Here is a 13,434-nt window from a genome sequence, read left to right on the forward strand (position 1 = left end):
AAGGAAAAAAAATGAATCAGCGTCTGATTATCAAAACCGCTTTGAGTGCAGCTATTTTGGCCTCGCTGGCTGGATGTGCTTCGCAACCTGCTCATGAATGGAATGCAGATACCACTTATAAATTGACTGTCTTACACACCAACGATCACCACGGTCGTTTTTGGCAGAATAAACACGGTGAGTACGGCATGGCCGCGCGCAAGACGTTGATCGATGATCTGCGTGATGAAATTCAAGCAGAAGGAGGCAGCGTGCTGTTGCTGTCTGGTGGTGATATTAATACCGGCGTTCCTGAATCTGATTTACAAGACGCTGAACCAGATTTCAAAGGCATGAGTAAGATTGGCTACGACGCGATGGCGCTAGGCAATCACGAATTTGATAATCCGCTAGATGTGCTATTCAAACAGCAAGATTGGGCTAACTTCCCAATGCTGTCAGCCAACATCTACGACAAAAAAACGGGCAAGCGTTTATTCCAACCTTACGCGATGTTCAATAAGCAAGGCATTAAAATTGCGGTTATTGGTCTGACAACAGAAGATACCGCGAAGTTGGGAAATCCTGAGTTTATCGGTCAAGTGGACTTCCGCGACCCGAAAGCGGAAGCGAAAGAGCTGATTGCAGAACTGAAAAAAACAGAAAATCCGGATCTGATTTTCGCTGTTACGCACATGGGTCACTACGAAAATGGCAACCGTGGCATCAATGCGCCGGGTGATGTAGCTTTGGCGCGTTACCTTAATGAAGGCGATTTGGACATGATTGTGGGTGGTCACTCACAAGAGCCCGTTTGTATGGAAGGTCCTAACGTTATCAAAAATAACTTTAAACCGGGTGATGAGTGTCAGCCAGACCAACAAAACGGTACTTACATTGTTCAGGCGCATGAGTGGGGTAAATATGTTGGCCGTGCCGATTACGAATTCCGTAACGGCGAACTATCAATGGTGAGCTACGATCTTATTCCGGTAAACTTGAAGAAAAAAATCAATGTGGATGGTCAATCACAACGTGTGTTTGTTCAAGATGAAATTACTCAAGACAAAGCGATGTTGGACTTCCTTCGTCCTTTCCAAGAAAAAGGCCAAAGCCAGCTGAATGTGAAAATTGCGGAATCAAACGGTAAGCTAGAGGGTGACCGTGATGTCGTGCGATTCCAACAGACGAATCTAGGTCGTTTAATTGCAACGGCTCATATGGAACGTGCAAAAGCTGATTTCGCAGTGATGAACTCAGGTGGTGTGCGTGATTCTATTGAAGCTGGTGAAATCACATACAAAGATGTGCTGACCGTGCAGCCATTTGGCAACATGGTTTCTTACGTCGATATGTCTGGCCAAGAAGTCTTGGATTACCTAAATATTGTTGCAACCAAGCCAGTTGATTCAGGTGCTTACGCGCAGTTTGCGGGTATCTCTATGCGTATTGAAAATGACAAAGTCACCAATGTATTTATCGGTAACAAGCAACTGCGTTTAGATGGTCGCTACCGCTTCACAGTACCAAGTTACAACGCTTCTGGTGGCGATGGTTACCCTAAAATTGATACGCACCCTGGCTACGTCAACACAGGTTTTACCGATGCAGAAGTCTTGAAAGACTATCTAGAAAGCCATAGCCCAATTGACGTTAACGAATACGCACCTTCTGGTGAGGTGATGTACCAAACAAACAATGTGGTCAATCAATAGAGTTTGATTGCGAAAAAGCGTTTGACTCAAACTCGCTGATATCATTAACTAAAAGCGCAGCTCCCATTGATGGGGGCTGCGTTTTTTATTTTTATAAGGAGAATCTTGATGACTCCGGCCATTAATCTTGCGAAAAAGAAAAAAGTTCCTCACACCATTCACCAGTATGAACATGACCCGAGAGCAGACAGCTATGGGTTAGAAGCGGCTGAAGTGTTGGGGCAAGATCCTAAAAAAGTATTCAAAACCCTGTTGTTTTGCCTTAATGGCGAGCCCAAAAACTTGGCAGTAGCCATCATTCCTGTGGATCAAAAACTGAATCTAAAATTGGTAGCCAAAGCAGCAAAGGGTAAAAAAGCCGACATGGCAGATCCAGACATCGCCCAAAAGACAACGGGTTATGTAGTTGGCGGCATTAGTCCACTTGGACAAAAGAAAGCGTTGCCAACCTTTCTACATGAAAGTGCAAAAGAACAAGAGACGATTTGTGTGAGCGCGGGTAAACGAGGCTTAGAAATTGAGCTTGCTCCGCAAGATCTTGTGGCTTTGACCAGAGGGCAGTTTGCCCCATTATGCTTGTAAGCCAGCTTGGGTTGAATGACCAACAAAGAAAAAGGACGCGAAAGCGTCCTTTATTGTTATTTTTTGAGGCTTAATGTGCCACTAGTGCGTTTTGCCGGTTTACTTGTCGTATTCGGATTGACGTAATGCTGCTTCGGTTTGCTCGGTGTTTGAGGCTTGTTTTGCGGTCTGCCATGCTCACCTTGTGGCTTCGCGCGTTCACCTTGAGGTTTCGCTTTGTAATGCTCTTTCGCAGGGCGTGAGCTTTCATCATCACGTTGACGGCGCTTTTGCTGGCCTTTTTTAGAGTTAGGTGCATGACGGAACTCGTCAGCGTTATTACCACGGAAGGTGCGCGTTTTTTGATTGCGACGAGCAGTCGAACCTTGGTTCTCTTCACGGCTATCAAACAGTTTCGCATCAGTCGCTTTACGAATATTACGACCTCGAGAATCTGTCTTTGACGCTTCCTCGGTACCAACTGAGCCATCGCACATTGCTAAAATTTCTGCGACTTCGTCATCGGTTAGGTAACGCCATTTACCATTTGGAATGCCATCTAGAGAGATGTTCATGATGCGTACGCGGCGAAGTTTAAATACTTCGTAGCCGAGTGCTTCACACATACGGCGTATCTGACGGTTTAGGCCTTGCGTCAAAACAATACGGAAAGAGAACTTGGTTTCTTTCGTAACTTTACAAGGGAGCGTTACGGTATCGAGGATTCGAACACCACTCGACATCTGTTTTAGGAATTCGTCCGTAATCGGCTTGTCGACACGCACCACGTATTCTTTTTCGTGGTTGTTACCAGCGCGCAGAATCTTGTTCACAATGTCGCCATCGTTAGTCAAGAAGATCAAACCATCCGAAGGTTTATCGAGTCGACCAATTGGGAAAATACGCTTTTTGTGACCGATGAAATCGACGATATTGCCGGGGATATCACGCTCAGTCGTACAGGTGATGCCTGTTGGCTTGTTGAGGGCGATATAAATCGGCTTTTCTTTTGAAGCGACAGGCTTGCCATCAACACAAACGTCGTCACCAGGTAGTACTTTAGTGCCCATTTCTGGCTGTTTGCCGTTAATGGTCACTCGACCTTCTTCGATCAGTTTATCGGCAGCGCGACGTGAGCAAAAGCCCGTTTCGCTGATGAATTTATTTAAGCGTTTCGCGTTGTCTTGTGACATATCGGTCTCCTAACGTTTCACAACGGCGGTGAATTTGATGACCCTTCCCGCGAGTGGGAAGGGGAAATAAGGTCGGGCATTCTAGCACCGAGGAGAAACTTAACCTAACCGTTTTTGATGACGTTCGCGGTTTTCTAGTTTCTTGTCTGCGCTTTTTCTTAGCAATACATAAACAGCACCACTGCCACCGTGAAAGCGTTGTGCACTGTGCACGCATTGCACTTCTTTTATTTGTTGTAACCAACTGCTGACGAAGCTTTTCATTAATGCTGGTGGATTCGAACGTTCTCCACGGCCGTGCACAATCACAACAGTACGAATATCCATGGAGATACATTGCTTTAAGAACTTCACTACTTCATCACGCGCTTCTTTCAGCGTTTTACGATGCAAGTCTAAACGGGCTTGGATAGGGTACTTGCCAAGGCGAAGTTTGCGAAATACACCATCTTGAACACCATCTCGTTTGAACTCGACGAAGTCATCGGGTTTGAGCATTTCTGCATGATCGAGAGAAAGGTATTCTGGGTCATCTTCGGTGAGCCAAATCGCTGCTTCGCGTTTGGCAATATGTGCATCAGTCACTTGGTGGACTTTTTTGTGTTCAGCAGTGTCTTGGTTGATTGGCTTAACATCGCCCATCATCTGTTGAAACAGTTCAAAATCGTCATCGTGAGACATAGTGGCAATCTCATAAGAACAGGATAGGTAGATAGGATTATATCAACGAGATGTGGCAGAAGATCAAATAAAAAACCGGAGCAGGCAAGTAACCGGCTCCGGTGCAAAGCGTTTCTAGAGCTAAGCGAGATCTAGTGAGGAGATTTGTCGTTCATGATCTTATAGATGAAGAAACCGCCGTAAAACAGCATCAGACCAAATGCCCCAAAGATTACTATCATTGACGATAGACCCACTGCATTACCAAATAGGAGATCAAGCCAAAAGTCCATATGTTTCCTCCAAGATATTCCCGACAGGCATAAAACTAAATGGCGGTGTTTTTTTGCACACTGATCTGGATCAATTATGTTGCTAAGGTTAATAAACTGTGTTTTATTGTGGGTTATCAATCACATTTTACGTGCTAGTGTTCAGTTATTCATCAAACGAATTAAGACATTACGTTTTTTTGCAAAAAGCACTTGCGTCTCCGATCAGAATCCGTAATATACGCATCGTTGACGGGGACAAGACCCCAGTTAAACATCTCGGTGAATAGCGCAGCTTGGTAGCGCATCTGGTTTGGGACCAGAGGGTCGGGGGTTCGAATCCCTCTTCACCGACCATTTTTAGAAAGCCTGCTCAATGAGCAGGCTTTCGTCGTTCTAGCGCTAGCAATTTTAGAGGTCAATGGTATAGAGCTAAATAGGGTTTGCCTGAAGTTAGAACATAGCTCTTCATCGACCATATTAAGAAAAAGGCTCTACAGAAATGTAGAGCCTTTTTCGCATGTGTAATGATGGTTTTGGCTGGGTTTTAAATATTGCACTTTGCTTTGCGTGTTTTACCAAGCGGGGTAATTTCAAATCCCCGTTGTGCGAGCAAATCGATAAGGTTGTCTTTCCCCACCAGATGCAGACTTCCAACCACAACGGTGTAGCGACCTGACTTTTTAGGCAGCACACTGCCAGTATCGAGTTTTTTCGCCCAATCACGGTTACGAGAATATAAGAACGCTTCGTTAAAATCTGCCGTCGCTTTGTCTGTTAAAGATGCCTCTTCCAGCATACTGCCATCACCACTTTTCCAGCTTTCTATCAAACACTGTACCAGCTTGTCACCACCTTCGTATTCGTCTATCGAGGACTGCAGCATTTCTTGCCCACCATTTGGCTGACCAGCAATAAGATCGATTTGAAACTGCACCGATTCTAACGAGAGGACTGGCAGGTGCTTTTTCTCAGCTAAACCAATTAGATGCATGTCTACACCTTTGTCCGATACGTAGCCAAGCTTATTGACTAGCGCGAGTTGGATGGTCAGAGCTGCGGTCCAAGGTGGCGCATTGAGAAGTTGCGCTTCTGCCATGCCTAGATCTTTGGCGATGTTCACTAACAGTTGGCGTTGAGTTTTGTCGAGTACGTCTTTAGAGAGAATCGAACTCACTGGGTACACCACACCTTCAGAGCTTCTTACATCGGCCTCAATAATTAAGCCCGAGCTTTGTTCCAAAAACTTAGTGATGTTTTTCGGAAGTGGATACATGCTTTTATCACCGACATGTACGGAGCCGATAATCATGTATTCCGTGTCGCCTTTTTTAGCTCGCCAGTGTTGAGGCTCAGCGTAGGACGAAAAGGAGGTAAAGATAACAATAAGAGATGACATCAGTGTCATTAGGCGAAACATAGTTTTTATCCTCGGCTGAATCTTATGGTGAGACTCTGATTTCAGCATCTACAACTCACGGGGGATATTACTTTATACCCAAATAAAGCTTAGACACCAGAGCTCACTTTAAAACTATTTTTTGCAACGATTGGATAGACCAACCAATCGACAAAAACGTCATTTCAAACAGTATTGACGAGTTTTGACACGATAAAAATGAGATTGACTTCACGAAAGCTAAATTGGTGAGTTTGTTATTAATGGTTCACAAAATAATCAGATGTGATCCGAATCCTACAAAGTCATACCAAATCAATTGGAATCGGTGATTTAGATCGCAACAAACTCGTCAAAATAAGTTGTTCGATTTTGACGTTGGTTGTAAGTGTATGAAATAAATACGTTTATATTTTTTCTTGGTGAGTGGAGTTTGAGCTGGATCACTTCTTACTTTTATTTATTTTACGCTTAGAAATAACTGCTTGTATGTTGAATGACATTGTTGAGCACCACAGATTTGGGTGCTTTTAAATTGCGTAATTGTCGTTTTGAACCACTGACTTTTTGGGGAAAGTAAGATGTTGAAACCTAGTTTGATTGCTGCTTCTGTTATTGCAACACTAGCAGGTTGTTCTGCTCTGCAAAGCTCTGAGCAACAAGTTGTAAATTCACTGGCTGATAACCTTGATATCCAGTATCAAGTGCTCACTAACCATGGTGCTAATGAGGGGCTGGCATGTCAGGATTTGGGCGCTGAGTGGGCATCTTGTAACAAGGTCAACATGACGCTAGTAAACCAAGGCGAAGCAGTTAACTCAAAAGATTGGGCGATCTACTTTCACAGCATTCGTTTGATCCTAGATGTCGACAATGAACAGTTTAAAATCTCTCGCGTAACGGGTGATCTACACAAACTTGAACCAACTGATAAGTTTGATGGTTTTGCAGCGGGTGAAGAGGTGGTTCTTCCTCTGATCGGTGAATACTGGCAGCTTTTTGAAACAGACTTTATGCCGGGTGCATTTGTTGCAGCGCCAAACGCTGAACCTAAAATGATCGCTTCTCTCAATACTGAAGATGTGGCTTCTTTTGTCACTGGTCTTGAGGGTAATAACCTAAAACGTACACCAGATGACAACAACATCTTTGCCAGTGCGGTATCGCGTTTCGAGAAGAACGACGACTTAGTTAAACAAGACGTCTCCACGACGTTGTTACCAACGCCAATGCACGTTGAGGCGGGCAAAGGCAAAGTCGATATTACAGAAGGTATTGCGCTGCCTAAAGACGTATTTGATGCGGCTCAGTTCGCAGCGATTCAAGATCGTGCAGAAGTGGTAGGTGTGGATGTTCGTGGTGATCTTCCTGTAAGCATCACTGTTGTTCCTGCAGACTTCACCGGTGAATTAGCAAAATCGGGTGCTTACGAAATGAGCATCAACGGCGACGGTATCGCGATTAAAGCATTTGATAAAGTGGGTGCTTTCTACGCGGTACAATCTATCTTTGGCCTGGTAGATAGCCAAAATGCTGATTCTCTACCACAACTGTCCATCCAAGACGCACCACGTTTTGACTACCGTGGCGTGATGGTGGATGTGGCTCGTAACTTCCACTCTAAAGATGCCATCCTTGCAACGCTAGACCAAATGGCGGCGTACAAGATGAACAAACTGCACCTTCACCTAACGGATGATGAGGGTTGGCGTCTTGAAATTCCGGGTCTGCCAGAGCTGACTGAAGTAGGTTCTAACCGCTGTTTTGACCTTGAAGAAAAAAGTTGCTTGTTGCCACAACTAGGTTCTGGCTTAACTTCTGACAACTTCGGTTCAGGTTACTTCAGCAAAGCAGATTACGTGGAAATCCTAAAGTATGCGAAAGCACGTAACATCGAAGTAATTCCTGAAATTGATATGCCAGCACACGCTCGAGCAGCAGTTATCTCAATGGAAGCACGTTACAACCGCCTAATCGAAGAAGGTAAAGAAGCGGAAGCGAACGAGTACCGTCTGATGGATCCTCAAGATACATCGAACGTAACAACGGTTCAGTTCTACAACAAGCAGAGCTTTATCAACCCATGTATGGAATCTTCCACTCGCTTCGTAGATAAAGTGATTTCAGAAGTGGCAGCAATGCACACGGAAGCAGGCGCGCCGCTAACAACATGGCACTTTGGTGGTGATGAAGCGAAGAACATTAAGTTAGGTGCGGGTTTCCAAGACGTTAACGCGCAAGACAAAGTTAGCTGGAAGGGCACGATTGATCTGTCGAAACAAGACAAGCCATTCGCGCAGTCTCCACAATGTCAGACGCTAATCGCAGACGGTACAGTAAGCGACTTTGGTCACCTTCCAAGTCATTTTGCAGAACAAGTGTCGAAGATCGTAGCAGAGAAGGGCATTCCAAGCTTCCAAGCATGGCAAGATGGCTTGAAGTACAGCGAAGGTGAGAAGGCATTTGCAACAGAAAACACACGCGTTAACTTCTGGGACGTTCTGTACTGGGGCGGTACTTCATCAGTGTACGAGTGGTCTAAGAAAGGTTACGACGTGATCGTTTCTAACCCAGATTACGTGTACATGGACATGCCATACGAAGTAGACCCGAAAGAGCGTGGTTACTACTGGGCAACGCGTGCAACAGATACTCGTAAGATGTTCGGTTTTGCACCAGAGAACATGCCTCAGAACGCGGAAACCTCAGTTGACCGCGATGGCAATGGCTTTACTGGTAAAGGTGAAATCGCAGCGAAACCTTTCTACGGTCTATCTGCACAGCTTTGGTCTGAAACCGTACGTAACGATGAACAGTTCGAGTACATGGTATTCCCTCGCGTACTTGCTGCGGCAGAGCGTGCATGGCACCGTGCTGAGTGGGAAAACGACTACAAAGTGGGTGTTGAATACTCGCAAAACTCGAACCTAGTAAACAAAGCCGCGCTAAACCAAGACTACAACCGCTTTGCAAACGTGCTTGGTCAACGTGAACTGGCTAAGTTAGAGAAATCTGGTATCGACTACCGCCTGCCTGTACCAGGTGCGAAAGTAGAAGATGGCAAGCTAGCAATGAACGTTCAGTTTCCTGGCGTGAAGCTTCAATACTCTCTAGACGGCAAAAACTGGCTGAATTACGCAGACAATGCTCGTCCAAATGTGAAAGGTGAAGTGTTCATCCGATCTGTATCGGCAACAGGTGAGAAAACAAGTCGTGTGACTAGCGTAAAATAATACGATTCTTGTAAGTTAATTTTTGGCAAAGCCTCAACGTATGTTGAGGCTTTCTTTATTTTTAAGGGAAATTAAGTGTGATCGAAGTCTTAATATTTTGCATTGATAAATAAGTTTTGGTGTTAAAGATAGAAATTAAATGTGAAGTGAGTCGGGTTATTTCGCCATTTATTAAATCGTTAGTTGTTTATGATCACATTTTATTTTTTTGACGAATTTTTATAAATCAACGCAAGTGTCTGTAATTACCAGTGTTTTTATTATGGTTATAGAGTCGGGTTTGAACGAGATCACTTTTTAAACGGATTTATTTTCCATTGCGAATTAATTATTTCAGTATGGCCACCGCCACGGAGGCACATTCCAAGGCTTGCGATGATCGGGAAAAGAAGCCCATGGAACCATCGCATAACGTGAATAATTAAAGGCAGTAATTATGAAAAACATCTTTGCACTGAGTGCTCTTTCACTCGCTTTCGCTTCTAGCGCTTTTGCTGGTTCTTCTTACGTAACGGGTAACGTTCAATTCCACGATGATGGTCGAATTCATGGCTCTGACGTGACGTCTACCCTTGAAGCTGGTCATACTTTTGATAACCAATTTGGTGGCTTTACGGTTTACACTGAGTTTGATGGTATTCAACTGGGTAAGTTGGAAACTGAAAATGGCGGTGCAGGTAATACGACTCCTGCAATTACCGTGGGTGGTGAGCAGTCATTCAACATTACCGATCATCTATGGGTTGCGGCGGGTTACCAACATCTGTTTTCTGCCGGTGAGAACGTGCAATATCGTCCACTGGTTAAGATCGGCTACAACTTCGATAACGGCATCTCATTAAGTAACCGTACTCGTGCTCACATCGACGCGACAGACGCAGATGCGGATACAGATTACCGCATGGATAACCGCATCGGTTACGTGATGAATGAAGATGTGACGCTGAGCTACAACAACGTTTACATGATTGAAGCAGAAACTATGGATCACGAGTTCCGTGCGACATGGACGCGTAAAGGTGTTCAGCCTTACTTTGAATTACGCTCTCAAGCTCATGGCGCAGAAAACGCGAGTGGCGACAGCCTAGTGAATAACGCTTTTGTATTTGGTGCTTCTTACGGCTTCTAATTTTATATTTGTCTTAACTGTCCATTAAGAAAAAGCCCAGCAATTGGTTTGCTGGGCTTTCTTATTACTTGTCGTTACCTTCGTGGCGGCGGTATTCGAAAACTTGGCCTTTTTCGTTAAAGGCGTAGACTGTGTAGCTGTCTTTTTTGTCGCCATATTCCATACCCGGAGAGCCCATTGGCATACCTGGTACAGTTAAACCTTTCGCATTACGTGGTGGATTTTCTAAGAACGCTTTAATGTCTTCGGCTGGAATGTGACCTTCGAACACATAGCCGTTGATCTCTGCCGTGTGGCAAGAGTAAAGCTGTTCGTTCTTGATGCCTAGATCGCGTTTGATGGCGTTCATGTCATCGTGCAATTTTTCTTCGACCGTAAAGCCGTTCTCTTCCATGTGTTTTGTCCATTCTCCACAACAGCCACAGTATGGCGATTTGTGGTTAATGACATCGGCTGCCAATACGTTGGCGGACACGGTCGTAAGCATTGCAAAGGTCAATAGTTTCAACTTCATAATACCCTCAAAAAGAAGTGGTTATTTTACTGAAAACAGTCGTAGTCGATTTGCATTACTAACGACAGTAATTGAAGACAGTGCCATTGCCGCTCCTGCGACAACAGGACTGAGCAAAAATCCAAATGCTGGGTAAAGCACGCCAGCGGCAACTGGAATACCCAACGAGTTGTAAACAAAGGCACCAAATAGGTTTTGCTTCATATTTTTAAGTGTAGCGCGAGACAGTTCAATCGCATGTACTACCGCCATTGGTGATGTGTTCAGGATGGTCATTTGCGAACTTTCAATGGCGACATCACTGCCGCTACCCATGGCAATACCAAGGTTGGCTAACGCGAGAGCAGGGGCGTCGTTAATGCCATCCCCCACCATTGCCACGACATGTCCTTGAGATTGAAGTTGCTCAATGTGCTGAGCTTTCTCATCTGGCATTACTTGGGCGATCACTTCATCAATACCAAGTTCTTGGCCGATAGCATTGGCAACGTGTTGGTTATCACCCGTCAGCATTACCGTTTTGATGCCTTGCGATTTTAATGCAGAGAGCGCTTGTTTCGCATCTGATTTGATCGGGTCGGCAATGGCAATCAGACCGATCAGTTCGCCGTTCAATGCCACAGCTACCGGAGTCCACGCATTTTGTGCGCATTCATCGATGTCTGGTTTCAGTGCGCTGGTCTCAACGTTTTCTGCTTGCATGAACTGCAGCGAACCAATAAGCAGCGGTTTATCTTGATACATCGCTAAAATGCCGCGTCCGCGAACGTTCTCAAACTTGTCTAATGAGACGTCTTTTGCGTTGTGTTGTTTGGCATAATCACACACCGCTTTTGCCAGTGGGTGCTCAGACTGACGCTCTGCCGCATACGCTAAAGCTAATAGTTCTTCTTGGCTGGTGGCGTGAGTAAACACTTGCTGAACGCTCGGTTTTCCTTGGGTAAGTGTGCCCGTTTTGTCGAATACAACCGTGTCGACTTTGCTTGCCAATTGCAGAGCATCGGCGTCTTTGATCAAAATGCCGAGTTCTGCGGCTTTACCCACTCCCACCGTGACAGAAAGTGGGGTTGCTAAGCCTAGAGCACAAGGGCAGGCGATGATCAGTACCGTTGTGGTGACCACAAGCATATAACTCGCTTTTGGCTCTGGGCCAACGGCAAACCAAACGATCGCGGCCAGTATTGCTATACCAACAACGACAGGGACAAACACCGATGAAATCTGGTCTGCCAATTTCGCGATGGCAGGCTTACTGCTTTGCGCTGTGCGCACCATGCGGATGATACGAGCCAGCATGGTATTTGCGCCAATGCCCGTTGCCTCAATGATTAAGGCTCCATCTGTGTTCAAAGTACCTGCGGAGACTTGAGCCTCTTGCGCTTTTAATACAGGAACAGGTTCACCAGTGAGCATAGATTCATCAATGTACGATTCACCTTGAATCACAACGCCATCAACAGGCACTTTCTCGCCTGGTTTGATACGCAGTTTCATGCCTAACGTGATTTGCTCAACCGTTATTTGTTGGTCGCCTTGTTCCGTGATTACCGTAGCTTGCTGAGGTTGTAAGTTAATCAACGCTTGTAAGGAACGCGTTGTGTTCGCCTTAGCTTTAGCTTCTATATAGTGACCAAGTGAAATCAAACCAATGATCATCGCGCTGGCTTCAAAATAGACATGACGAGAAGCCATTGGGAACCAGTCAGGAAAAATCACCACCAGCATCGAGTAAAACCATGCCGCACCCGTACCGAGTGCAACCAAGGTATCCATCGTTGCGCGTTTGTGAGTGGCCGCTAACCAAGCGTTACTGAAGAAGTGTTTACCCGCCGTGGCAAGAAGGAGCAAACATACGATACCGATCGCGCCCCAAGCCAATTGGTCGTTGGTGTTGCGAATCATCATATTACCGCCAGCAACGCCCCAAATCATTAAAGGGGCACCGACGACAAGGCCAGCAATAGCATCCAGTTTGAAGCGTTTTTGCTGCTGACGTTGTTGCTGCGCTTGTTTTTCTTGCTGGGTTGCGGCGTCTTGTAGAATTTCACCCTGATACCCGGCTTGTTTAACCGATTCTAAAATCTCGGCGTGCAAGTCGTCAGAATCGTTATCGACAAAGACCAACGCACTTTGCTCAGCCAGGTTGACTTGTGCTTTTTCAACGCCTTGGACTTGAGTCAGCGCTTTTTCAACAGAGGCAACACAGCTGGCACACGTCATCCCTTGAATCAGCATTTGTAATTGTGTCGCGCCTGCTGGTGGTAGCTCTTCAATTTTAACTTCAGGCTCACCGTGATGCTGCTGCTCAACTTGAGTTGGCGTTTCTGCCTTTTGGGGAGCTGATACATTTGTTTCTGTATTTGCTTCTGTGATCACTTCGGCACTTGCGCTATAGCCTAAGCTTGCCACCAAATCGATGACTTGCTCTTGTGTCAGCAGAGTATGAATGCGTAAGTGCGTTGTCGAAGCTTCGAAAGAGACAACATCTTGATTGGACTCCAATAAAGAAGAGAGTTTTTTAACGCAGCCACCGCAGCTTAGCCCCGATAGTTGGAGCTCATAATGGGTGCCAGCTTGGTAACCAAGGGATTCAATTGAGGCGACCACGTCAGATAAAGACGCATCCGTCTTTAATTCTACAGAGGTCGGAGACAAATTGATGATTTCAACATCGTGATTAGCGTGTAACGCTTTCTCTACTTTCCTTGCACAACCCATGCAGTTGAGCCCCGATAACGGTACAACGAACTGGTTCATAAACTTGTCCTCAATAATAGCG

General features: G+C 45.4%; 10 protein-coding genes and 1 tRNA gene. 5 read left to right on the forward strand and 6 right to left on the reverse strand.

What is annotated here, in order from left to right; translation table 11 throughout:
• Positions 1-11 precede the first annotated feature (11 nt).
• Entirely contained in the window at positions 12-1,694 is a 1,683-nt protein-coding gene (ushA, locus tag DYB02_RS05050; RefSeq protein ID WP_029805333.1) for a bifunctional UDP-sugar hydrolase/5'-nucleotidase UshA, read from the forward strand.
• A gap of 108 nt (positions 1,695-1,802) precedes the next feature.
• Positions 1,803-2,276 carry a Cys-tRNA(Pro) deacylase gene (gene ybaK / locus DYB02_RS05055; protein ID WP_029806780.1) on the forward strand — a complete coding sequence of 158 codons (474 nt, stop codon included), beginning with the start codon at positions 1,803-1,805 and terminating at the stop codon, positions 2,274-2,276.
• Positions 2,277-2,332: 56 nt separating this feature from the next.
• Here ybaK and rluF read toward each other — a convergent pair whose 3' ends face one another.
• From rluF to DYB02_RS05070, 3 genes are all read right to left on the reverse strand, one after another.
• Entirely contained in the window at positions 2,333-3,448 is a 1,116-nt protein-coding gene (gene rluF, locus DYB02_RS05060; RefSeq protein ID WP_021822595.1) for a 23S rRNA pseudouridine(2604) synthase RluF, read from the reverse strand.
• A 99-nt stretch (positions 3,449-3,547) separates the two neighbouring features.
• Entirely contained in the window at positions 3,548-4,129 is a 582-nt protein-coding gene (gene smrA, locus DYB02_RS05065; RefSeq protein WP_005481355.1) for a DNA endonuclease SmrA, read from the reverse strand.
• 131 nt (positions 4,130-4,260) lie between these two features.
• Positions 4,261-4,401: a DUF3149 domain-containing protein gene (locus tag DYB02_RS05070; RefSeq protein WP_005489851.1), complete on the reverse strand. Its 141-nt coding sequence runs from the start codon at positions 4,399-4,401 to the stop codon at positions 4,261-4,263.
• Positions 4,402-4,660: 259 nt separating this feature from the next.
• Here DYB02_RS05070 and DYB02_RS05075 point away from each other — a divergent pair.
• Positions 4,661-4,737 (forward strand) — tRNA-Pro (locus tag DYB02_RS05075).
• 190 nt (positions 4,738-4,927) lie between these two features.
• Here the strand turns inward: DYB02_RS05075 and DYB02_RS05080 are convergent.
• Positions 4,928-5,800, reverse strand: a complete 873-nt coding sequence (locus tag DYB02_RS05080; protein ID WP_029846757.1) for a TraB/GumN family protein — start codon at positions 5,798-5,800, stop codon at positions 4,928-4,930.
• Between the two features lie 560 nt (positions 5,801-6,360).
• On the opposite strand from DYB02_RS05080, the gene DYB02_RS05090 reads away from it, so the two are divergent.
• The gene (locus DYB02_RS05090) at positions 6,361-9,012 is read left to right on the forward strand and encodes a beta-N-acetylhexosaminidase (RefSeq protein ID WP_029806390.1); all 2,652 of its coding nucleotides are present in this window, start codon (positions 6,361-6,363) and stop codon (positions 9,010-9,012) included.
• A 436-nt stretch (positions 9,013-9,448) separates the two neighbouring features.
• Positions 9,449-10,141 (forward strand): oligogalacturonate-specific porin KdgM family protein, encoded by a 693-nt coding sequence (locus DYB02_RS05095; protein WP_005453980.1) that lies wholly within the window; start codon positions 9,449-9,451, stop codon positions 10,139-10,141.
• 64 nt (positions 10,142-10,205) lie between these two features.
• On the opposite strand, the gene DYB02_RS05100 is transcribed toward DYB02_RS05095, so the two are convergent.
• Both DYB02_RS05100 and DYB02_RS05105 read right to left on the reverse strand, forming a co-directional pair.
• Positions 10,206-10,655, reverse strand: a complete 450-nt coding sequence (locus tag DYB02_RS05100) for a DUF411 domain-containing protein (RefSeq protein ID WP_029806199.1) — start codon at positions 10,653-10,655, stop codon at positions 10,206-10,208.
• A 21-nt stretch (positions 10,656-10,676) separates the two neighbouring features.
• Entirely contained in the window at positions 10,677-13,412 is a 2,736-nt protein-coding gene (locus DYB02_RS05105) for a heavy metal translocating P-type ATPase (RefSeq protein ID WP_029806197.1), read from the reverse strand.
• Positions 13,413-13,434: the final 22 nt, after the last annotated feature.

This window comes from Vibrio parahaemolyticus (genome assembly GCF_900460535.1).
Classification (GTDB): domain Bacteria; phylum Pseudomonadota; class Gammaproteobacteria; order Enterobacterales; family Vibrionaceae; genus Vibrio; species Vibrio parahaemolyticus.

Excerpts from the sequence above, each read along its gene's own strand:
- ushA (WP_029805333.1), top strand. The coding sequence starts at position 12 with ATGAATCAGCGTCTGATTATCAAAACCGCTTTGAGTGCAGCTATTTTG.
- ybaK (WP_029806780.1), top strand. The coding sequence starts at position 1,803 with ATGACTCCGGCCATTAATCTTGCGAAAAAGAAAAAAGTTCCTCACACC.
- rluF (WP_021822595.1), bottom strand. The coding sequence starts at position 3,448 with ATGTCACAAGACAACGCGAAACGCTTAAATAAATTCATCAGCGAAACG.
- smrA (WP_005481355.1), bottom strand. The coding sequence starts at position 4,129 with ATGTCTCACGATGACGATTTTGAACTGTTTCAACAGATGATGGGCGAT.
- DYB02_RS05070 (WP_005489851.1), bottom strand. The coding sequence starts at position 4,401 with ATGGACTTTTGGCTTGATCTCCTATTTGGTAATGCAGTGGGTCTATCG.
- DYB02_RS05080 (WP_029846757.1), bottom strand. The coding sequence starts at position 5,800 with ATGTTTCGCCTAATGACACTGATGTCATCTCTTATTGTTATCTTTACC.
- DYB02_RS05090 (WP_029806390.1), top strand. The coding sequence starts at position 6,361 with ATGTTGAAACCTAGTTTGATTGCTGCTTCTGTTATTGCAACACTAGCA.
- DYB02_RS05095 (WP_005453980.1), top strand. The coding sequence starts at position 9,449 with ATGAAAAACATCTTTGCACTGAGTGCTCTTTCACTCGCTTTCGCTTCT.
- DYB02_RS05100 (WP_029806199.1), bottom strand. The coding sequence starts at position 10,655 with ATGAAGTTGAAACTATTGACCTTTGCAATGCTTACGACCGTGTCCGCC.
- DYB02_RS05105 (WP_029806197.1), bottom strand. The coding sequence starts at position 13,412 with ATGAACCAGTTCGTTGTACCGTTATCGGGGCTCAACTGCATGGGTTGT.